At 32.4% G+C, this 22,684-nt stretch carries 22 protein-coding genes; 18 read left to right on the forward strand and 4 right to left on the reverse strand.

The window, feature by feature from the left end:
- Window positions 1-429: 429 nt before the first annotated feature.
- The 5 genes from ACSBPO_RS01720 (at window position 430) to ACSBPO_RS01740 (ending at window position 4,842) form a co-directional block, all read left to right on the forward strand.
- Window positions 430-1,683 (forward strand): hypothetical protein, encoded by a 1,254-nt coding sequence (locus ACSBPO_RS01720; RefSeq protein ID WP_442598166.1) that lies wholly within the window; start codon window positions 430-432, stop codon window positions 1,681-1,683.
- Window positions 1,684-1,979: 296 nt separating this feature from the next.
- Complete coding sequence (locus ACSBPO_RS01725) at window positions 1,980-2,363, forward strand: hypothetical protein (protein WP_442598168.1); 384 nt, start codon at window positions 1,980-1,982, stop codon at window positions 2,361-2,363.
- Window positions 2,341-3,108: a hypothetical protein gene (locus tag ACSBPO_RS01730; protein WP_442598170.1), complete on the forward strand. Its 768-nt coding sequence runs from the start codon at window positions 2,341-2,343 to the stop codon at window positions 3,106-3,108. Before ACSBPO_RS01725 ends, ACSBPO_RS01730 begins: the two co-directional genes overlap by 23 nt.
- Window positions 3,109-3,122: 14 nt before the next feature.
- Window positions 3,123-3,899, forward strand: a complete 777-nt coding sequence (locus ACSBPO_RS01735; protein ID WP_442598171.1) for a four helix bundle protein — start codon at window positions 3,123-3,125, stop codon at window positions 3,897-3,899.
- A gap of 163 nt (window positions 3,900-4,062) precedes the next feature.
- A complete protein-coding gene (locus ACSBPO_RS01740; protein WP_442598173.1) occupies window positions 4,063-4,842 on the forward strand; it encodes a four helix bundle protein in 780 nt (259 codons plus the stop codon).
- 187 nt (window positions 4,843-5,029) lie between these two features.
- Here the strand turns inward: ACSBPO_RS01740 and ACSBPO_RS01745 are convergent, their stop codons facing one another.
- The 3 genes from ACSBPO_RS01745 to ACSBPO_RS01755 form a co-directional block, all read right to left on the reverse strand.
- Window positions 5,030-5,248 carry a hypothetical protein gene (locus tag ACSBPO_RS01745; protein ID WP_442598175.1) on the reverse strand — a complete coding sequence of 73 codons (219 nt, stop codon included), beginning with the start codon at window positions 5,246-5,248 and terminating at the stop codon, window positions 5,030-5,032.
- Window positions 5,249-5,337: 89 nt separating this feature from the next.
- Entirely contained in the window at window positions 5,338-5,742 is a 405-nt protein-coding gene (locus ACSBPO_RS01750; RefSeq protein WP_442598177.1) for a hypothetical protein, read from the reverse strand.
- 92 nt (window positions 5,743-5,834) lie between these two features.
- Window positions 5,835-6,821, reverse strand: a complete 987-nt coding sequence (locus ACSBPO_RS01755; protein WP_442598179.1) for a hypothetical protein — start codon at window positions 6,819-6,821, stop codon at window positions 5,835-5,837.
- A 537-nt stretch (window positions 6,822-7,358) separates the two neighbouring features.
- Here ACSBPO_RS01755 and ACSBPO_RS01760 point away from each other — a divergent pair.
- The 7 genes from ACSBPO_RS01760 to ACSBPO_RS01790 all read left to right on the forward strand — a co-directional run bounded on the left by ACSBPO_RS01760 (window position 7,359) and on the right by ACSBPO_RS01790 (window position 15,927).
- On the forward strand, window positions 7,359-8,588 hold the full coding sequence (locus ACSBPO_RS01760) for a zinc ribbon domain-containing protein (protein ID WP_442598181.1): 1,230 nt from the start codon (window positions 7,359-7,361) through the stop codon (window positions 8,586-8,588).
- 210 nt (window positions 8,589-8,798) lie between these two features.
- On the forward strand, window positions 8,799-8,987 hold the full coding sequence (locus tag ACSBPO_RS01765; protein WP_442598183.1) for a hypothetical protein: 189 nt from the start codon (window positions 8,799-8,801) through the stop codon (window positions 8,985-8,987).
- Between the two features lie 358 nt (window positions 8,988-9,345).
- Window positions 9,346-9,843 (forward strand): recombinase family protein, encoded by a 498-nt coding sequence (locus ACSBPO_RS01770; protein WP_442598185.1) that lies wholly within the window; start codon window positions 9,346-9,348, stop codon window positions 9,841-9,843.
- A 130-nt stretch (window positions 9,844-9,973) separates the two neighbouring features.
- A complete protein-coding gene (locus ACSBPO_RS01775; RefSeq protein WP_442598187.1) occupies window positions 9,974-10,789 on the forward strand; it encodes a TnsA endonuclease N-terminal domain-containing protein in 816 nt (271 codons plus the stop codon).
- An 11-nt stretch (window positions 10,790-10,800) separates the two neighbouring features.
- Window positions 10,801-12,951: a Mu transposase C-terminal domain-containing protein gene (locus tag ACSBPO_RS01780; protein WP_442598189.1), complete on the forward strand. Its 2,151-nt coding sequence runs from the start codon at window positions 10,801-10,803 to the stop codon at window positions 12,949-12,951.
- Window positions 12,938-14,425 carry an ATP-binding protein gene (locus tag ACSBPO_RS01785; protein WP_442598191.1) on the forward strand — a complete coding sequence of 496 codons (1,488 nt, stop codon included), beginning with the start codon at window positions 12,938-12,940 and terminating at the stop codon, window positions 14,423-14,425. Before ACSBPO_RS01780 ends, ACSBPO_RS01785 begins: the two co-directional genes overlap by 14 nt.
- The gene (locus ACSBPO_RS01790; protein ID WP_442598193.1) at window positions 14,401-15,927 is read left to right on the forward strand and encodes a TnsD family Tn7-like transposition protein; all 1,527 of its coding nucleotides are present in this window, start codon (window positions 14,401-14,403) and stop codon (window positions 15,925-15,927) included. The genes ACSBPO_RS01785 and ACSBPO_RS01790 overlap by 25 nt, the downstream gene beginning before the upstream one ends.
- 284 nt (window positions 15,928-16,211) lie before the next feature.
- Here the strand turns inward: ACSBPO_RS01790 and ACSBPO_RS01795 are convergent, their stop codons facing one another.
- Window positions 16,212-16,478 carry a DUF7417 domain-containing protein gene (locus ACSBPO_RS01795; RefSeq protein WP_442598195.1) on the reverse strand — a complete coding sequence of 89 codons (267 nt, stop codon included), beginning with the start codon at window positions 16,476-16,478 and terminating at the stop codon, window positions 16,212-16,214.
- A 344-nt stretch (window positions 16,479-16,822) separates the two neighbouring features.
- On the opposite strand from ACSBPO_RS01795, the gene ACSBPO_RS01800 reads away from it, so the two are divergent.
- From ACSBPO_RS01800 to ACSBPO_RS01825, 6 genes are all read left to right on the forward strand, one after another.
- The gene (locus tag ACSBPO_RS01800; RefSeq protein WP_442598197.1) at window positions 16,823-17,128 is read left to right on the forward strand and encodes a hypothetical protein; all 306 of its coding nucleotides are present in this window, start codon (window positions 16,823-16,825) and stop codon (window positions 17,126-17,128) included.
- A 32-nt stretch (window positions 17,129-17,160) separates the two neighbouring features.
- Window positions 17,161-19,308, forward strand: coding sequence for a phospholipase D family protein (locus ACSBPO_RS01805; protein WP_442598199.1), 2,148 nt, complete (start codon window positions 17,161-17,163; stop codon window positions 19,306-19,308).
- A 138-nt stretch (window positions 19,309-19,446) separates the two neighbouring features.
- Window positions 19,447-19,872, forward strand: coding sequence for a GIY-YIG nuclease family protein (locus tag ACSBPO_RS01810; RefSeq protein WP_442598201.1), 426 nt, complete (start codon window positions 19,447-19,449; stop codon window positions 19,870-19,872).
- 53 nt (window positions 19,873-19,925) lie between these two features.
- On the forward strand, window positions 19,926-20,558 hold the full coding sequence (locus tag ACSBPO_RS01815) for a hypothetical protein (protein WP_442598203.1): 633 nt from the start codon (window positions 19,926-19,928) through the stop codon (window positions 20,556-20,558).
- 293 nt (window positions 20,559-20,851) lie between these two features.
- On the forward strand, window positions 20,852-21,385 hold the full coding sequence (locus ACSBPO_RS01820) for a hypothetical protein (RefSeq protein WP_442598205.1): 534 nt from the start codon (window positions 20,852-20,854) through the stop codon (window positions 21,383-21,385).
- Between the two features lie 26 nt (window positions 21,386-21,411).
- Complete coding sequence (locus tag ACSBPO_RS01825; protein ID WP_442598207.1) at window positions 21,412-22,593, forward strand: hypothetical protein; 1,182 nt, start codon at window positions 21,412-21,414, stop codon at window positions 22,591-22,593.
- Window positions 22,594-22,684: the final 91 nt, after the last annotated feature.

Below are 22,684 nucleotides of genomic sequence, written 5' to 3' on the forward strand. Positions count from 1 at the left end.
TTAAGTGGAATAAAGAATATCGCATAATACCAATGATAATCTCAGTTTGTAACAACAGATAGACTTTTTTATCGAATATATAGGTTTATGTTTTGACCAAGTTGAATGATGCATAAACAAATTGTAATTATCTAATTCTATTTAGTTCTTTTTAATTAAAATGAAGTTATCTCAATGGACTCAGTAGAATATTCAAATTGGTATTTGTTCAAGTCTAATTGGATCATTCCATTAAAAACATAGCTGTGATTATGCATTAACCCAATCAAATAACATTTAGTTTTTATTGCGGAACTTTTTGTGTTTCAAGTTCCTATCCATCTACTCCTAATCAAGATAGTTAAACACTATAGAGCAAATAATCCGTTGTCATGTCAAAGAATAGTCAATATACTGAAAATCAACTAATTAAAAGGAGGTTTTCAGTGTATGAGTGTGTGGGATTCTTATTTCGAATCACCAAAAGCAAATAGAGATCATGTCAATGGAAACACAAAGAATAAAAACATTCAGTCCTTACAGAACGGTTATGAAGAGGAAGACCAAGATTATTTAACCTTATTTGCTGTTGGGGAAATGTTGGAAATAGGAATTTATCTGCAAAGGAAAAAGAGATTGTATTCATTGGAGACGAGAAGGACTAAGCATGAACTACCAGTAAACGTAATATCTCATAAGCAGTTTATAACGTATGTAACCAAAGTGAACCTTTTCAGTGATGTGTTTATCAATCTAAATAATTGTAATGAGAAGGAATACTTTCCATGTATCCTTTTTAAGAACCATTTTGCTTGGATTGACAAAGATCAAAAAGAGGGGATTTATCGTTATTTTTCGATGGAGAAGGATGGGCTGTGTAGAAGTTTTAGCTTGTTAGATCTTATAAACATAGCGTATCCTGATTTAACAAGTATCGAATTAATCAGAGTGAGACTCATAGATTTGTTAGGATGTGATTATGAAGAAAATGCCTGGGATATCGAACAGAAAGCTCGGCAGAAGAATAACAATGAATTTATCGAGAACTCAATGAAAGAATGGAAGGTACGATTTCCTTCTATATACAAGTTGACTAAATCATATATGAATATATTGGTTGAAATGATGAAGAATGAGCAAATTCACCCCCCACTCCTGAAGCACTCCTATAAGAATATGTATGTTGTATATATATCAACACGTCATCTAAATGAATTAATTGGTACAGATGCAAGCACCATTTCTAAAGTCATCAATTTATTCTCCTCAATCGGATTGATTCACAAAATCCCTCCACATGATAAAGATTTCCCTTTAGAATTATTGAAAATTGGGATGAACATTAGAGCGTCTACAATAGAAAAGGTAGAAATGCAGAAACGTGAAAGCAAAACAATTAACAAAAAAGAAGGTGAGATTAATTGTAGGCTCATAACCTTCTATACTATCCCAAAATATACCGATGAACTTCTTACCTATGTTGAAGAAAAAGCAAGGAAACTACTCCTTGCTAAAGTAACTAATATTAAAAAGATCAATGAAAAGAACATTGCGAAGGCATTTGGAAAAGTTTTTGCTAAAACAGTTTTCTTTGATCACAAGGAAATAACGAGAGTAGTGTTTAAGAGAGTTGAAATAACCAATTTGAAACAAGAAATAACTGATTCAGATGATCAAGATATAGATGAAGAAATCCCATTTTGATAAGTATTGTGCCAACACTGAATACAGCAATTAATTCGAGTTTAGAAACTCCTCCTTTCTCCTCTTCATCCAACAACACTATATTTTCACAAAAACGTTTGAATCCCATAAATGCAGATAGTAGCTTAAAAAATAACCTTTCACTTCTATATAGACTATAGAACAAGGTACGACAAGTAAGGCGTAGAAGATTGCTTGAACTTTTATTAGAATGGGTATATACCATATCTTAAACTGGCTTAATATAGTTGGGTTATGTAGCGGTAAACCAAAATTATTAGAAAGGCGGAATATAAGTGAATAGCACAGTAAGTAAGTTTCAGCTATTTGAATGCAATGACGAAGTAGGACAGGCTCTTTTCAATTGGTTAGCAATTAATCGAAAATCTTTTAGTCGTATGGAAATGGAAACCCTTCGAAAAAGGATGATTTTAATTCATAGAAGAGTTGGTAATGCTCTTGTTGAAAAGTCTGAGATAATCGAGTCTTTAGTGGAATTGGAACAGGTTAAGGCTGAATTAACTGATTTGGTTATGGAAGTTAATTGTAAAATTAAGAGCGGTGAGATGCTGGGAAAAGAATTAGAGGAATACTCCATGAAGTTAATAACGATGCTAAATGCTTATAAACAATCTATTAGTAGAGGAGGAATTGGAATTGAACAATCCAATCCACAATAGTCACTTGGAACAAAAGAGTTTTCACGACTTCTACGCATTATATGAGGGGATGAAACAGAAAGGAATATACTTGCTTGAATATCATGATTCATATTTGAAGGATGCCTTTGTTACTCAACTGACTGAGCGATTTATTAGTAAAGGATCACAAGCCTTGTTAATTCAAAAAGAACAACCTTCATACACATTGAATGATCTTTATTTGAGCCGAACGCTATTTAGATATAACCCTCATGAGTTCTTTTCAATCTCTGAAGTTGGACAAGGAACCTTCGATTTTCTACCCTCACTACCCCCATCATTCCAATTAGAAATCAATGCGTTTATGACTAACACAGAGATTATCACTCTTCCCTCACATCAGCCACATGATTGTCTCGATCTTATATCTCGAAAATTGGAACAAAATCCAGGAATAAAATTTGTTATATGGGAAAGTCATACAGACTATTTTTATTCTTCAAACCTTATCCCTCGATTATCAAGGCTTTCTTTCAAATACGGGATTCCTTCTTTAATTACTTCAAAAATTTCCACTGAGAAGTTCACCAATAGGTATCCATTCTTACCTGCATTTTTACAATCTTCATTTTATGTACACTCGAAGTATCCCAATCTTTTTTCCCTCTCTAATTCAAAGGAAATGGCTTATCAATTCGAACTTGAAATTAAGACAGCTTCAAACAAACAAAAGAAGCAATTTTATACGCTACGACCTGCAAGTGGATACTGCCAAGAAGGGTAGGAGAAAAGAAATTTATGCAAGCAATGAGAAAGCCATATAATTATGATCCAAAGAAGTCAACGGTTTATATGAAATCCCTTAGTTTTGCTAAGGGGTTATATGATATCTCTGAATCTTTTCCTGATGCCGTTATTCAGGAAAAGATACGTAATTCAGCAGTTTCAATCGCAACAAATATTGCCCAAAGTCGTGTAACCATGTATCATGCCAACGAATTTAACTATCTTAATGTTGCGATAAAATCCATTAGTCAATGCAGATCCCTTATAGACCTCGCTTTAGTTCGTGATTATATAACGTTTGAGCAATATCAAAAGGCTGATATAGAAGCAGTGGAGCTTTTAAAAATTTCTTTTTCTCTAATTAAGAGGCTAAAACAATACGTCAAAAATATAGAAGTAAAAAGTTGGAGGGTAGTAGACTTTCGTCAATCTCATTTGTACAATCGCTCAATCGACCTAATGCAATCAATATATTGGTTAGTGGATAGTGTTGATATCGATATTCATTATGAAATGGCAGAGAAAGCATATCGATTAGCAATACACACTCCCCTTTACATTGCATCTGGTATTGGGCAATTGAATATGAAGGTACGAAGAAAAATGTTCAATGAGGCTCAGGATAACCTGAAGAAATTGAGTAAATATTTACAACAATTCAATGAACTGACGTGTAATAAAAGAGAAGAACTGAACACTATTGAAGAGTGTAGAATTCAAGTAGTGAAATTATTAAACAACTTTTTTGGTCGGTTGAATAGCTCGAACACTATAGAGCAAGTTGAATAGACTCAAAACTTGATAAGCTGTGTATGATAATATCAAGTTAGTTAAATTTCTACTTTCCCAGAACCAATCCTCTAATTATCAACCTTAGTAAAAAGACTCTCCATTTTAAAATGAATCCCAACTAAAACTCTTGAACTTGAATAAAAAATAAAAGGAGATTTATATGTCGATAAGAAAGGAATACGTAGGAAACTTTCGTGATTTAATTGCCTATCAAAAGGCTCTTCTATTCGTACAGGGTATATATACCTTAATCAAAATTGTGCCATCTCCTGAGAGGTTTATAATGAATGCTTTGAGAAAAGCAAGTTGTGCTGTAGTGGCTAATACGGCTGAAGGAAATGGAAATTATTATTATGGTAGAGAATATGACCATCTTGATATCGCAATATGTATGTTAGCAAAATGTCAGTCTTTGTTAGATATATTGTATATTCAAGGCAAGCTAACGAGAGAAAAATATAATAGATTGCAGGATGGTGCAGAAGAAATTTCAAGAATAATTGGTGCTTTAATGAAACGAATTGAACCTTATCTGTCAACGGATGTCGAGGCATCCGTATGTTATCCAATGAAGGAGGCGAAATCTACAAACCAGGAAGCTACTATAGGTAAAGCAAAAGTATTTAGAGATGCTATCAAAAGGATGGTTGGAAAACTCCCTGAAGAAGAGTCAAGCAACTTAGTTGACCAATTAATAAGGGCAATAGATAGCTTCTATGAAAATCTGATTAAATCAAATGGAGTTGTTTCTGATAGGAGGTTTCAAGATCTAAATTACTCACTTGGCAGTCTATCTGAGGTACGTTCCTTCTTAGATATTTCGGTAATGGAAAATTACATCACATTAGTGGAATATCAAAGATTGGATAAAGAGGCAGGAATTATTCAATCAGGATTAATAGAACTGATGACACGACTTAACTATAAATTAAGGGTGTAGTTAAACAAAAAAATAAAATTAATGTTAGGAGGAAAATAATGTTTCAAAATCATCAGCATTTCGAAGTTAAATTATAATTAAAAGTTATGAATAGAGTTTTTTTATTTTAATTTTTTGCAGTATGTTGTTGTGATTATGTTGTTAAAATTTTAGTAGATGGAAACTCTATTCATAACTAACAATTATTTTAAAATTTCTTTCCCCTCTTTGCGTAATCAAGTCTTACTTTATTCGCAAGGCTTGGATCATAGTCAAAGAGCTTATTATAATCAGTAGGTTCAATAATATTAGTAATAAAACGTGGCCCGAAGGATAGATTGTCACGTACAATTTCAAAAATAAGTTCTTCATATAATAGATATACTTTTGTACCAGTATGCTCAATGAATTCATTTAGAGCAGTCATACAGTAAGCACAGGGTTCTAATTTAGTATATAGATATAGAGTCCCTTCAAGTTTACCTTTAGGTATTTTCCTTTTATTCATCATTCTAATTATCTTTGAGAGTATTTTTCTTTCAGTACAATTTGCCTTTTTTTGGCAAATCCTAATGTTTCAGGAACATAGATTTCTAAGTTATTTACCCCAAGTCGTTTTACAGGTAAAGTTACTTGATCATTTAAACAAATTGTTAGATTGAATTTCCTAAGTGTTAATCTATCAGTCTTATTCACATCTTGTCTACTATTCAAATTATTAAAAGCAACAAAATCTTCTCTTTTTGATAATTTGGATTTTTGTAATGAAGCTATACCAACATTATTGCTAAGATACTGTTTTGGTTTTAGGTATGCGATTGCTATTTGTAACTTATTATCAACTAACCTTGGATAAATTTTTTGTAACTTAGTTTTCAATAATGCCCCAACTAACAAATTTCCTGGTGAAAAGTATTTCATTTAAACACCTGCTCTTCTCTTTATATTTAAACGTGTGCTTATGTACATGGAAAAGTTTAAAGGATTAACAATGGTTCTTAGAGATTCAAGTGTTAAGTGTTAAAGGTTAAATAAATAGATAGCCTTGGATTTTCTATAAGTGTTTTTGAAATAAGATTAATTAGATTGAAATAATCATCTCTTGTGTTGACATTATTGTTTGACTTTAAAGTAAGAGTATTTTCATCTATTGCAGTAAAAGGAATACTTAGTTCATTGGGATATTTTGCACCTTGGTCATAAATAATTCTATAATTATTCCAAATGTCCACTCTCCATTTGTAACCTCTTTGACCGCCAGGATGCAAAATAAATCTATTTTGATTTAACACAAATGTGGCAAATCTGCTATTCCCAATCATAAGGCGTACCTCATTATGATTTCCGTTTGGTAATAACACATTATAATTGCTGAATTGTGACTTTAAAGCATTAAGGAGATTATTAATAAGTGTCTGTCTATTCCCTGATACCCAAAGGAAATAATTTTCGTCATATACACCAAGCACTTCATCATTTAGTACACCAATAAAGTTATTAATTATGTATGTAGCTAACTCATTGTGTTGATAATGCTCAAATAATTGGTTGTATAAAAACTCTTTTACCCAATTCCATGTAACAGTTTCCTGCTTCCAATTTTTGCTTGTGAAGGATTCGACTTTCGTCTTATGTCTTTCCAATTGATCTTCATAAATTACTCCTGATCCAATTTTTGTTTCTAATAATACTATAATTTGATTTTGTTTATCATAAAAATATGCATCAGGATTCCCCTCTTTATTTTCAACTGAAGTAACGCCCCTTGTAATTTCTCCGTTATTACTTATAGAAAGTAAATATGCTTTTTTTACTGGCATCCTAAATTTATTGTGTAACTGTAATCCAATTTCGTATGTATTTCTATTAATTTCAGAGATTTCTTGTCCATATATAGATCTAAAAAGGGATTCAATTAGATTACATTGAGATAATGTATGGGTAAACAAACTGGTAATCTTGTCTTCAGGCTTTTTATATTTTAATGAAAATGGATTCATTTGTGTTAATGTCTCCTTTGATTTTTGTATAGAAAGTTGGAAAGGAAATTATTCATATTTAAATTATACTTCATGGATAATTTAAAAAAGTAAAAATAATACAAAATGTTTTGTAACAAAATCAACTTTATTAATCCATTTGAATATCACTCTTAAATTGTCTCAAAATGTTCCTTTTGGAAATTGTAATATATAAAAATTACAGACTATATATTGATGCGAAATTATTGTTAGAACTATCGGAAAAAAATATTATTATGTTTGCAATTAAGTGCTGTAGATTTCTTGCTCCCAATATCAACCGATTAATAAACACAAATAGAATCGAATTCTCTTACGTGGCTTTTATGTCAAAATCTTAATGATGCTTAATTTTGGAAGGATAATGTAAAATGATTAAAAAGGCTAAAAGATAAAAATCTATAGCCTGACATTTTGAATAGCGGATCACTAAAATAGTTTGGAAAGTATCAAAAGAAAATTAGACTTTCTCTACCCTTATCTGTAAAAAATTTTAGGTATAGGAATGATGCACAAATGAACTTTTGTACAAATTGTGGTACAGAATCCATTGAAAAAGCAAACTTTTGCTATCAATGTGGAATTCAGTTTATGAAAATTAGAAAAATAAGTAAAAATCATGAGGAGATAAATAAATCCTTAGAAGTGGAAAAACAAGTAGAGGTAAAATTTAGTGACTTTGCAAAAACAAAGGACATTCCCTGGAGTGTTTTGTGTTTTGAATATAAAAGGTTGTTATCAAGAGATCGTAAGGGATATAAAAATGTTCCTAATGCACTTTATCCCTATATAACCAATGTAATAATTGAAAAGGAATACATCCAAGAACTAATAGACTTTTGTGATAACCCATTTTTAATTTGTAATTTTGTTAAGATACATAACTTATATGAGCCAGATGTTCGAACTATACTTCGGAAGAATGGTTACGAATTAAATGTAAGAATAGATGATGATGGTTTACATAAGCCAGATTATAGAACTATATTTCGGAAGAAAGGTGTTTACAAATCAAGTGAAATAATAGATGAACTATTGATTGAAGAAATATTATTAATGAGTAGGTCATTGGAAGAGGGGGAGAGGCACAAAGAAGAAGAAAAGCAAGAAAGAGAGAAAGAAAGAGAGAAAGAAAGAGAGAGATTGCTTCAAGAAAAGGAAATAAAAGAAAAGAAACAACTTGAAGAACGTTTGGAAAAAGAACGATTAGAAAGAGAAGAAAGGAAAAAACAAGAGGAGGAGAGAAAAGAATTATTTAAAAAGAAAAATGAACATATTTTCGCCTTGAAAAAAATTTTGAAAAATGATAAACCATACTTTGTGATACCAAAAGAAAAAGAGGAATATGTACATATATATGATAGACTCCTAAAACCTGTCTTTAAATATAAAACTCCATCAGTTGAAGCTGTTGTTAAACTGCAGTCTACGAAACTTTTCTTTTTGCTTAAAGAAAGAGGATTATTTATATATACTCCTGTAGCAAACTGGATCATAATAGCTGTCAACCCAATTGATAAAATAAGTACAATGGATTTGGTTTATATCTTTCATGCACATGCCTATAATAAGGGCTGGCATTTTGATAGAGATTCAAAAGTAAAAGATGAATATGACTTGAAAATGCTTATCCGTCATATTATTATGCACGATTGGGATAGTTCGATAGCTAATAAAAGGGAAAAACGTAACTACTCGGAAAACAAAATATATATTGAAGGTCTTAGGGATTTGAGTTTGATTTAGCTTTAGATAAACCAAGGCGAATACAATTTGGGTAAACTTGCATTAAATCCAATATATCAAGAAATGATTAATTATTTTAGAATAAGATACAAAATGGAGATTTTATTGATAATCAATATTGGCATTTCTACTTTCTTACTCTTTCTGAAATAATGTTAAATTTAGCAGTATGCGAAGTAAACTTAGAAAATGATGATTCATGTGTAAATTATGCTTCGTTGGCAGTTAAGATTTCAACACTTAGAAAATGATTTACTTGATAAGGGGAGTCAATTAATTCTCTATTCACTTACACACAATGGAGATGGATTGTTAAGACATCCAAAAGAAATCCTTCAAGAACAAATGCCTCCTTCTTTAAATGAAAAAGCAAGACTACTATTTGAGGTAACTTTTTAAAATTTAGTAGAAAATCATAGCAAAAGACATCTTATCTAAGATAAGGTGTCTTTTTATTTCTTTTTAGAAAAGGAATTTGAATTTTTATTAATAAAATGATTATCGCATTAGATAAAGATTTGTAGAAATATGAACTTATCTTTGTGTCCCAAAATCATACTATTTGTGATGCATAAAATTGAGTATCCCAAAACACCGTTTTAATACTTTTGGAATGTTACTGGCCCTTCACAGAGGTTTTGAAACATCTTATAATGAAACTATACAAACATACATTCGGTAGGAGGGGATTACTATAAAAATAGGTTACTGTAGAATTTCTTCACAAAGCCAAAATGAAGCAAGACAAATAAAAGCATTGGAAGAACATAATGTGGAAAAGATTTTTTTAGATAAGTTAAGCGGTAAAGACACAAATCGACCAAAGCTACAAGAGATGCTGAACTTTATTAGAGAAGGTGACATTTTAATAATAGAGTCTATCTCCAGATTAGCTCGGAATACAAAAGATTTCCTGGAGATCGTAAATGATTTGACAGATAGGGGAATCGAGGTTATTAGTTTAAAAGAAAGCATTGATACATCGACTCCACAAGGGAAATTTATTTGTACCATTTTTGGTGCTTTGTATGAACTTGAACGAGATAGTATTAAACAGAGGCAGTTGGAGGGTATTGCTATTGCTAAAGATAATGGAATTCAATTCGGTAGACCTCCTATAAGAATAGATGAACATTTTATGAGAGAATATAAACGATGGAAAGAAGGAAAACAAACAGCGGTGAATACTTATACGAAGTTAGATATATCTCGAACCTCTTTTTATCGTAAAGTAAAACAGATTGAAAGGAATTAATTATGAAGATTAATAAACTGAATATTTTTAGAGGAACCACGATTTCTTAGCCAAAGCCTTAAAAAAAACAGAGGGCATTGACTATATGAAATCGTGGTTTTATTTTTGCCCACTAAAATGAGGTGAAAAGATGATTGGAATTAAGGATGTATCACCGTATTACAGTTCAAATCCAAAAATTAGAAAATTTATAAAAGAGGGGAGAGGTCATGGAGCTGGTAAGGAATATATACCTTGGGTAAAAACCCATGAGTTTTCCTCGAAAGGGCGAGCAACTCGAATAATGGGAGTGAAAATACCGAGAATTTTCCATTTGCAATCGGACAATATGTACAGGGCTTTCCTGACATTCGAGTATAGTTCAGTTTTGGACATTCGAGAGTCATATCCCCTTTTGGATGTCATGGAAGTCATCGATCATAAGGATGATTTACGTTTTGACAAGTTTGTTGATAAGGAGTCGAGAGAGCCTTTTGTAATTACAACGAGTTTTCTACTTACTGTGAAGGAACCAGATGGTAGCGAAAAGTATGTCGCAAGAACTGTAAAAAATACATCAGAGTTGAGTCGGAAGGTAACGTGGGAAAAGCTCGAAATTGAAAGACGGTATTGGGAAAGTAAAGGGATCTCTTGGAAGATAATCACCGAGAAACAGTTGCCAAGGCAACTGGCTAAGAACATTGAATGGGTAAGAGAGACTCTATTAGAAGGTAGTGAAGGAGAACTGAACAAAGAAATACTTTCAATCACGCTATTGCGGTTTTTAGTTGAAAATGGTGGTGACTCATTAAAGGAAGTGTTAAGGACTTTCGATAAGCAAAAAGGCTTGCAAAAGGGGACTGGCATATTCCTGTTTAGATACTTAATAGCCAAAAAAGAGATATCTATTGATATGAGCAAAGCAATTGATTTTAGTTTATCGGCACAGGACTTATTAAAGAAATAGGCGGTGAGTGAATGGAGCTGTTTGAGTGTTCGTTGCTGAAATATGAGGATGGAAAAACTATACGTATTGTTTTTAATAATCGCCTTTCTTCTATTATATATATTGTCGATATGGAAGCGAAAAGGTGGGCCTACTCAATTGAGAAGAATAAAATTTTGGATTTAATAGAAAGAAAGGTTCTCAATGTATTAAATGAAGATCCTTTCCATCGCTATGTAATCGAGGGGGATTTGAGCAAAGCCGAAAGAGAAAGAAGGGATCAAGCGTGGAAAATCGTTTCTTATGCCTTAGATCAAGTGGAGATAGAAGAACATATTTTCATTACTAAGTACAGGGAAGATGCAATTAAAAAGGCAAGTGCTGTTTTTAAGGTCAACTACAGCACTGTAAAGAATTATCTTATTGAATACTGGAAAGGCGGGAAAATACGAAATGCTCTCCTACCTGCGTATCACTTGTGCGGGGCAAAAGGGCAGGAGAAAAAAGCATATGAGAAAAAGCGGGGAAGACCAAGTTCAGTCGAATCAAAGCAAGGAGTAAACATAGATGAAAAGATAAAAAAGTATTTTAAGGTAGGTTTAAATAGATATTACTACAATGAAAAGCAAAATACGTTGCGGACTGTTTATGAATTCACAATACGGGATTTTTTCACAGAAGAATACATTGATGCAAGTGGGACAAGAATAGGAGTCTTAGAGGATTTTGCAAAAATCCCCACATACAATCAATTTTTATATTGGTTTAAAAAATTTAATGATGCTAAAAAGGAAGTATCGAGTAGGGAGGGATCAAGGATATATCATCAAAAATATAGAGGGATTATTGGGAATTCGACACAAGATGCAGGGTTAGGGCCAGCGACTCTATGGCAAACAGATTCCACCCCCTTAGATATCCACTGCATTTCATCTATTAACCGAGGTGTTTTAGTAGGTAAACCTTTACTTCACTTAGTAATCGATGTTTATAGTCGCCTTGTGGTTGGTTTTAGCTTAACTTTTGAATCATTGAATTCATATAGTGGGGCTATGATAGCACTACTAAATAGCATGACTCCTAAAAAAGAGTTTTGTAAGATATATGGCATTGATATAGAAGATGAATGGGATGTAGCTTGTATTCCCCAACGCATTTTTACTGATAGAGGTGAATTAGATGGAAAGCAGATTGAAGGGGCTATAGAAGGATTGGGAATTTCAATACAAAATAGTCCAAGCTATAGACCTGAGACCAAGGGATTAATAGAGTCTATGTTCCATAATATGGTGCATAGAATGATTAAGCCTCATGTTGAAGGCGTTGTTAATGGGAGCAGAGTTCGTGAAAGAGGCGAGAGTGATACTCGCCTAAAAGCAAATTTAACTATTGAGGAGGTTACAGCAATACTGATAAAGTGCTTAATCTTTTATAACAATTTTCACGTTATAGAAGATTACCCCTTAACAGAACAGATGTTGGTACATGGGGTTGAGAAGATTCCAAGGAAAATATGGGAGTTTGGGTTGAAAAACCAAAAAGGTCAGTTACGTGTATTACCTGATGATGTGATTCGGATGCATCTTCTTCCATCTGATAGTAAAGCATCCATTACATCAAAAGGTGTTAAGTTTAGGCAATTGCTCTATGCATCTGAGTACAGTTTGAAAAACAATTGGTTCCAAACAGCAAGAATAAAAGGTAGTTCAAAGATTAAAGTTTGGTATGATCCGAGAGACTTAACAAATATCTACACCAGGGGTAAAGAAGACCACAAATTTCACAAGCTAACCTTAGTAGATCATTTTGTGAAGTTCAAAAATAAAGGCATTGAAGAGGTTGAGCAAATAATAAAGTATGAAAAGTCGGTAGACAGTGAGGGAAAAGAAAGAGAGTTAAAAGAGAAGATGAAGCTCTTTGACGATATAGCAAAAATTGTTCAGGTAGGAAAGCAAAAGACAGAGGAGCAAATAGATAACACTATAAGCAAAACCAAAAAACTGAAAGGGATGAAAGAGAACCGAAGAAAGGAAAGAGAATTGCGTCGGCAGGAACTACAGGAACAAAGTATTAGCTTAATAGAGGAAGTACAAGTAAATGAAACCGAGAATTATGAATGTAATAACGATTTAGATGTGTTTAGAAGACTTCAAGTGTTAGGAATGAACGATGATGATGAATAACTTCTTCTTACCGAATGGCATGGGAGCAGTGGAAGCAGAATATCATGAGTTTCCTCTGGAAGAGTATAATAGCAACCCTTTTATACAAGCTCTTCCTCCTTTAATTGACAAACAAACAATCATAAAAAAATTGATGTCTCCTATATCTTATAAGGAAGAAGAACGAAATATGGATAGTGCTTATAGACTTCATTTAATTCATAGATTGTACAAACTCTTTCAACCACTGCCAATTCATTTAAGTATCTGGAACACAATCCATACTCTTATTTATCAAGGATATATAGCAAGAAATCCCTTTGATAAGGATTATAGAAGGTATATTAATAAAACGGGAAAACAAATCATTAACCGAACTTTTGATATAAATAGTCGAGCAGATTTTAGAACAACTGCAAATAGTGCAACCTTAATTGGATATAGTGGTATGGGTAAAACAACCACAGTGGGTAGGGTAATAAGTAATATACCTCAAATTGTAGTCCATAATTATTATAATTATCAACATTTTAATCAAATTCAACTTACTCATTTAACACTTCAGACTCCGCATAATTCAAGTCTGAAATCATTAACCTTACAATTCTTTATGAAGATAGATGAATTACTTGGGACTAATACTTTTCAAAAGCAAGTATCTCGTAATCTATCTACAGATGCTATGTTACCTTTAATGGGGCAAGTGGCTCTAAACGTCGGTATCGGTATGCTAATTATCGATGAAATTCAACACCTTCAGAACAGAGGTGTCCAACAAATGATGAATTACTTTGTTACGTTAATGAATTCCTTTGGTGTACCTATTCTTTTTGTCGGAACTCCTGCAAGCTATTCTGTTTTTCAAAATGAATTTAGAATATCAAGAAGAGTATCGGGGAATGGAGAAATCATTTGGAATAACATGGAGAATGATAAAGAGTTCTATTTCTTCTTAGAATCTATATGGAGATACCAATGGAATCAGAAATATGTTCCATTAACAAAGGATTTGGTGGATATATTTTACGAACAAACACAAGGAGTATCAGACTTAATTGTAAAATTATTTGTAAACGTTCAAGAAATGTGCATTACCAATGGGAAAGAAGAGTTTACAGTTGATATGATTAAAAGATGTGCGGAAAATCAGTTTAGGTTGATGAAACCGATGCTTGATGCAATAAGGTCTAAAAATATATATAAGATGGCTCAATTCGAAGATTTAAGAAAGATTGAATATACTTCCGATATTCAGATCTCAAAACCAAGTAAAGAAAGGATAGAAGTCATTCAATCAAAGACAAAGGTAGTAAAAGAAGCAACAAAAAAGATAACTGTACATAAGAAACGTAACGTAAAAAGGGTTGTCGACAATGGAGATGACGACATTAGGGTTCTGTTAAAAATATCAGGTGACACAACACCATATCAACTTTTGGTTGAAAAAGATTATATAGACAATATGGCATTATGGATGGAAGGGGAAGGGAAATGATAAACTTCCTCCCCTTAATTTACGAGGATGAACTATTATTTAGCGTTATTTCACGATACAAGCAGATATGCGGAATGGAAAGCAAACGTGCATTGGAAATGGATTTATTTAAAATATACAAAAGAATGGGAAGGAAATCGGTTCTATTTCCTCAGTATTTGGATACTTTTGTATCCAATCTTCCACCAACCTCAAAACTCTCTATAAAAGAGATAATTACCAATCACACGATGTATCCGTTTTATACCGCTATGTTATCTGAGCAGAAATCTCAATCTGTATTTATTGCTATGGAGAAAGGATACGGAAAATGTATTGAAAACATGGTGGGGATGGCTGGAAGTAAGGTTAAATCAACAAATTATTTGCGTTATTGTCCAAAATGCTATAAAGAGGATTTGGAGGAAATTGGAGAAAGTTATTGGCGTAGGCTTCCCCAGGTTCCAGGGGCTTTATATTGCCCGACACACAAGGTTCTTTATAAGGATAGCAATGTAGTCATTACAGATTGTCGAAATGATTTCTATTGTGTGGATGAAGATACTTGTAATACTGAGGTGATGATGGATACAAATCCAAATCAATTTATGTTACTTAATTTAAGATATATGGAAAATGTGTCGTACCTGTTCAAGCAACATGTGATTAAAAAGGATTTAACTTTTATCATTAATTTTTATATTGATAGATTGAGGGAGAGGGGCCTTGCTTCAAAAGGAGGAAAAATTTATATCGAAAGATTGATAGAGGCTTTTTTGAGTTACTACCCATCAGATTATTTGGAGTTGATGCAGAGTGTTGTTGATATTGAAAAAGAAGCAAACTGGTTAAGGCTCTTTGTTCGAAACAACAATAAGAACAGAAGCCCATTGAGACATCTGTTATTTTTGCAATTCCTTGGAATTACCGTAGAAGAGCTATATTCAACAAAGAGTACAACTGGAAAACAAACTATACTTCTTAAACGTACTCCTTTATTTGATGTTGAGGAAAGAAGAAAACAATGGTTAATGATAATCGAAAAGAACCCTGGAGTAAGCCGAAGTCAGTTAAAACAAATAGGAAAGGGGCTTCACACATGGATATATGTAAATGATCGTGAATGGTATGAAGAGGTTACACCGAGGACAAGAGAGAGGAAGCAGAAAGCGGAGATTATCGATTGGGAAAAACGTGATGAAGGATGTTTAGAATTTGCAAAAAGTGCAGTTGAAAGAATATTGAATGCTGAGGGAAAGCCAATCAGGATTACTCCAAGTACCATTAGAAGGGAGATTGGGGTGAGTCGATGGTTCAATCATGCAAAACTTTTGAAAACCCGCCAATATATTAGCGATGTAACAGAAGATATTGAAAGCTATCGAGTGAGAAAAATCGTATGGGCTATTGAAGAGATGATAAAGCAGGGGGAAAAACTAACGGTATATAAAATTCAGTTAAAAGCAGGTTTTGGAGGAGGCAACAAAGGGATTAAGGATATAATTATCAAAACTATAATGTAATGGGTAAATGTATTAAGAAGAGACTCTATTCCTTTGAAGAAACATAATCAATTAAGCCATTAAATTGTAAAACAGCTAAAAAGATTTGAAGTATTGTAGAACACAAATAAAGGAGTTGAAACGTGCGAAATGTTCATTAGTATTTGCTCGTATCAGCTTCTTTAAATGTGCTGTTAAGGATAATTAGTCAATATAGTAACAGATGTTACGTTAATGAAGAGGTAAACTTATGGGATTTTAGTTTCTCTCACAAGTAATATATGCTTGTAAATATTGTCCTTAGTTTAAGTCTCCTTGGGCAAAAAGCAGTAACCATTGTCAATTAAATTCTGAGCTGTTCTTCCATAAAAACCTTGAAGTTCCCACACAATTCCAGAGTTAATCATGTGCTGGAATCCTTCAATAATCTCTTCGTCAGTTAGGTCATAATCTGACTCAAATAGGAGTATAAAATCAACTAAATTAAACTCAAATGCCTTTTCATTCATTTGATTATTCGGGTTTCTTTTTGTCTGAGCAAAAGTGCTGATATTAACTTCGTTTTTATTCAATTTAATTCCACCTCCTTTTAAATATTTTGAAGTAAAAATCGCTTAGATGAATTTAATATCAAGTAGAATTCACGATTTCTTTGTTATTTTTTAATGATATTCATTTCATTTTTCTTTATAACGATAGAACTGAATAATAGAAGTCGAACCAATGCTGACATACATTAGGCAAAAATTATAAGAAAATCATTTTATACTGTAGTTAAATAGTGTAAACCTTTTGAGAAATCCAGAAACCAGAAATAAATGTAAGACATAGCTATAAAAGAATATAATGTTACATATTGACACATAATGTAACATTGTTTATCCTGTATATATAAAATGGACAAAAGGAGTAAGAAATGAGTAACTATAAAACAGTCAGAATTGATAACGAATCTATGAAAAAACTCGAAGAAATTGCAGAAACCATGGAGTCACAACTAAACTTCAAGATTTCAAAGGCATCAGCCTTGGAGCATATTATCAATGAGCATTACGAATCCATGGTTATTAATCCTAAGAATCTAATGTTGAGACTCATTAATGAATCATCAAAAGAGAAGAAAATGGAATTCCAAAGAATGTTAGATGAAATAAGAGAGCAAGGAAAAGAGCCAGATATTATTATCGATGATAGTGGTAATTTTATTTGGAAAAGAAATTAAGATTCAATTGGATAAAGGAGAGATGATTTTTAATGAGCCAGATAGGGCTGTTTGATGAAGACCAGTTATCAATGTTTGAGGACTTACCAGGTGGCAAAGACATAATAAATGAAACATTCTTAAATATCGTAAAGGATGATCAGATAGTTCAAATGAGTATTAATGAACTATTTGACATCACTCTTTTCGATGAACTTAAAGCAGTATCATTCGTTGCATCCCCTAATTTCTTTTTTTCCACAACTAAGAACTTCAAAAATATTGCTTTAATATTGGGTATAGAAGATGGCTCGGTAGCTGATTCCTTTGCTACTGGAATAGCCCCTCTGCTCGATATCCCCGAAAGAGTAAAATTCTTTAATTCATTACCAATTGATGTGAAAGAAAATATTGTTACAAATAAATTTTCAATAAGATATCCAAAGAAAGGAAATCCCATTCACTCAAAGATTTATCTTTTAAAAGGTAAAGATGTGTCAAGGGTTATTATAGGATCGGCTAACTTTACGGAGACCGCCTTCGGCAATAAGAAACAATATGAGGAGTTACTTGTATTTGATAATTCCCCATTATATGAAATCTATGAAAATCGATTTAATGATATCTTTACTCAAACGGTTGATTACATACCTGAGATGCTTAAAAAGCAACCTGAAACGGAGAAAGTTTGGATTGCTGATCCAGAAATGATGAAGGACATTCTGATTGATGATTTAACACGTCAGAAAGTGATAGTTCAACTTAGTGAAGAGGAAATGGAAGAGATAAAGCTAACACCAGATAAGTTGGAAGTAGAGAAAGAAGAGGCTACTCAATTTAAGCAAATTATTGAAGTTATTACCAAGAAAGATAAGAAATCCAATAGTTTTACACTACTGCCTGTTGCAAGTTTAAAACAAAAATCAGTAGCGATTAAAAGTATTCTTTCAAAGACAAGTAAAAAGTCAGAAGAATTAGACCATAGATTTCAACTTGTTTATAACAATGGAAACAATATGTTGCTTACAACTAATCATGGAATAAATATAGATGATGGGGAAAGTGAGCTAATTCCATTTTCAAAACCTATAACCGATATTGATATATTAAGAGAAAATCTTACTCTAATAAATAGATTCGTTGACGCTTATGAACTTTTTACAGCCAGAACAGACTTGAAGAATCAGTCGAGGATTTTTGAAATCATACTTTACGCATTTATGTCAACCTACATTTGGAATATGAGAGACCACTATGCGAGTGAGGAAGGAAGAGAAAGCGTTCGTCGTCATTTTCCACCATTTATGATCATCGCAGGAAGATCAATGTCGGGCAAGACATCAGCATTAGAGTTTATTGGAATGTTGTTAGGAAATACAAACCCTTACTTTGCTTATGAACAAGTAAAAGACTCTTCGGTTATATGGGATTACTTCCATTCATCTAATGTGAATCCCATCTTGATTGATGAAATAGATCCTAAATTTTTCACAAGCACTGCGGCCAAGAAGGGAGAACGTTTAATTAAATACATTAGTAATGAAATCAAAGGACAACATCCTGTAATGATTGGTACTACTAATGCAACTGGATTTGATGTAACCGCACAGACATCTATGCGTATTTACTATCTGCAAATTGATAATACATTCCAGAAAGAGGCAATGGCTGATTCAAGCAAATACCTTAGTGAGATTATGTCGAAAATTAATTCGAGTTTGTTCCAAGACTTTACTTATCGGATAGGTAAACGACTTCAAGATGGGCATGAGTTCTATAAGACAGATGACTTTCTTGCCATAGCAAGAGAGGTATTTGTTCAGTATTACAAGGAATGCGAGATGGAAATTCCAAAGTGGTTCCCGATGAAAAAGTTTAATGACTATGATGAACGAGGAAAGTTTATATGGAGAGAGTTATATCGGAGTCATAAGCAAGTATTTGATATTAGAGATGACAATACAATCCTTATAAAAATTGAAGAGTTTGGAGATAGAACTAACAAGGAACGAGCGAACAAAATTAACTTCTTACCACCAGAGTGTATCATTGAGGATAGTCCAGTTTTGGTAATCAATAAAGAGATTTTCTTCAAATTTATTGAGATGTCGGAGAAGGAAGAGAAATCTTTTGTTCAAAAGATAAAATCACTTTTTAGTAAAAGAGAGCAAGAAATAGATATGAAAGGAATATCGAAATAATAAGGAAGATTTCATTCTATCCCAAGGCATCTGGTGAATGATTAAGATGTAATAGATTCTGGGATAAGAGGACAAATAAAAAAATATTCTTTTGTAAAATAATTGAAGATATAATGGCAGTGAATTGAGGGGCATTAAATGATACACATTGAACTTCCGAATCTATCAGAACGTGTATTTATTTCAGATTATAAATGTATTCAAAATGAATCAGGCTTTTATTTCATGATAAATACTGTTGGGGAAATTATCTATATTGGAGAATCACAAAATGTTAGGAAAAGAATAAGTAGACATTTTAGAGGTAAGAGCGGTACTACAAAATCATTTAAACATTTATTTACTTATGTCGAGGTATATTATTGTAGTCCAACTGAGAGAAAAATTTACGAGATATACTCTATTAATCTTTACAACCCTCCAGGTAATGTGTGGGGTAATTGCAATATGGGCCAAGAAGAACTTAAACTGAGGAGGGAGGAATGGATTAGAAATGAGGAGGAAAAACTTCGTGAGATCCATAAAAACCCTCCCAAACGAGTCCCAATTAAGGTTAATAAATAGTGTGACACACAGAATAATATACACACAATTCTATGTAGTGATAGGAGTAAAAAATGATTCCGCAATCTCAAAGTAAGTTAGAACTGCTAAAATTATTAACAACAGAATGTATTAAATTTATGAAAGAAATTGACATTCAGCATCCACAACAAATCGGGATTCAGAATGCATATGCTTCGACATTAAATTATTTGTCAAAAACAGAAGAAGCATCAGGTGGTTGTCATTTTATTTCAACGATGTTGTACATTTTATTAGTTGAGCAAGGAATTGAGTGTGACATTGTAGTTGGTGAAGTAGAAGACTATGAAAAGGGTATAAAATTTAGCCATTCTTGGGTGGAGATTGAAGGGGCAATTTACGATCCTGCTATAATGCATACTTTGGATGGTGCAGTTAATCCTCCTGTTTATTATGGAATTTGCTTAACGTATGAAGCTCTTGAAAGGGAATACGGAGTTTCAGACAGCCGAGATGAACTGGATAGAGATGCAAAACAAGTATTAACTAAAAGTGTAACAGTTTATTTGGATGAAATCGCAAAACATGGATTCTCTAAGAACTATTTGTGGGATGAAATCTTAAAGGCAGGAACAGGAATATTGGGTTATACCAATTTATCAAGACTTCGAAAAAAATACCATGGTCACTTTAGAAGATTAAAGACATGGAATGAAGAAGTATAAACTAATAATTAAATACTGGACCGGTTATTAATTAGAGTCAAGGAGAACCTTGACTCTTTATTTTTGATACCATGCAGGAAGGTCAATTAGAAATTAATAATGTTTGATTTTCATTCATTTTCTTACCCCTTAAACTATAGTTTTACATCTTAATTAAGGCTATGTTTCTTCTTTATATAAGTTCAACACATTCTAAGATAATACCACATTTTACCTTTTGCAATGATATACTTAATTATTATTAAACTATCGTAAAACAGGTCGGCTTTGGACATACAGGAGGTTTATAAACGATGCCTGAATATGAAAATCTTTTTTTGAAATCTCTTTTACCAAAAGGTAATGATACTTTTAAAAAGGAATCATTTGAGTCCTATAAAGGAAGAGTAAGTTCATCAACTAATAACATACCTGACTGTGTGCTTGAAAATTGGTTACATAGACATTATTCATGCGTAGTTTCGGATTATTCTTTTTTGAATTTTAACAAGATGCAATTTACTCAGGAAGAGTGGTCTAAAGATAATATATTTAGTCTTATAAAGTCCTATGATGATGGCATGATCAATAGTTTAGGATATCAGCTTTATAAACGTGAGAATAAGAGTTGGTTGCAAGATTATATGCTTAAACATATGACATGGCCAATTCCAATTATAGTTCTTGAAAATAAGGAAACGTCTTATTTGAATGACAGAGGAATGAAAATGGGTGTCCCATTTCATTTGTTGGAAGGTCATCTAAGATTGAATTATTTTAGGGAGATATATCGAACTGAAAAAGAAACGCTTAAAGATATCCATTTAATTTGGAAAGTAAACATGTGAAATTGAAGTAAATATGGAGGTGTAAGGTGAATTTAGATTTTCTGGAATCAGGTATATTAGAGGACTTTAAGCAAGCGATTAGTGATCATGATGATTTCTTGATACATAATTACAGTAATTTAGATGGAAAGAATAAAATAAATGTAATCTTCTCAGCAAGGGACTGGATTCACATAGTAGTAAACGGGATGCCTAATGTGAATATTTATCATGAAAATGATGACATTCAATCAATAAATGTTATGCAGTTCATTTATTTAATAGATTTGCTAACAGAATCTATACAACAAATCTATAGAGTCCTCTATAATCAAAAAAACTATAATCTTATCAAAGATACAAGTATCTTTAATAAAAGTATTTCTGACGATAAGTATTTTTCACACCTTCGAGCTTCGTTTGCGGCCCATCCTGTAAATCTCACCAGTGCGGATGGAAGTGAGTCGGAATTTAAGTATTTTGCTTCATGGTCAACTAAGCATGGTACAGGAGATTTTAGTGTCTACCTATACAGCAATAAACCAGGAGAACCTGATAAAAAACTGTCGATTTCTTTCGAACTACTTGTCAAATATGCTAAGAAACGCTACTTATTATTAAAAGAGTTTTCAAAAGAAATTGAGAGACAAGAAAAGGAGTATAACAATAAGTGGAGCAAGATACCTATAACAATAGAAAACAATCCACTTAAACACCTGTTAATTCTTAAAGAAGAAAATCAAAATAGATTTGGAAATTACGGTTATAAAGAGGTTATTGATGAACTTATTGGTTTATTCGATGCACCAATGAAGATTCCAACAGACAATAAGCTATATATTAATTTTTTGAATAAATTAAAACCAGCTATTAAAGAAATCCATCAAAATCTTCAAAATATGAATATCATAGATCTTAGTATCTATCCTTTTCCAAGGACTAATACAGTTGAAAAATTGAGGGGGTTGAGATATTATCTTGAAAAATTCAGTGAATATTTTACGAATCCTTATAAACAGAGGGATAGTCTTGTGTTGTATCACTTTAATAAGCTCGTAGAAGAAGGTGTTTTACCTAAATATGCGTCGCTTGATATGGATATACGAGACCTTAGACTATTATATTATACTTGGCTTGAAAAACATGGAGCGAGTATTGTGACACCTGTTTCTAATAATGACTTTGTTAATGAGAAAGTGGAAATTATAATTGATGATATTTATGAATAAGGGCTATTGGAAGTCAAAAAGTTATCAAAGATTTATATGTAATTCATTGTTGTATTGGGAAAATCAAGAGTTATCGAACTTGAAGAGGAGC

Origin of the sequence: Neobacillus sp. D3-1R, assembly GCF_052180215.1 — a bacterium.
Classification (GTDB): Bacteria; Bacillota; Bacilli; order Bacillales; family Cytobacillaceae; genus Pseudoneobacillus.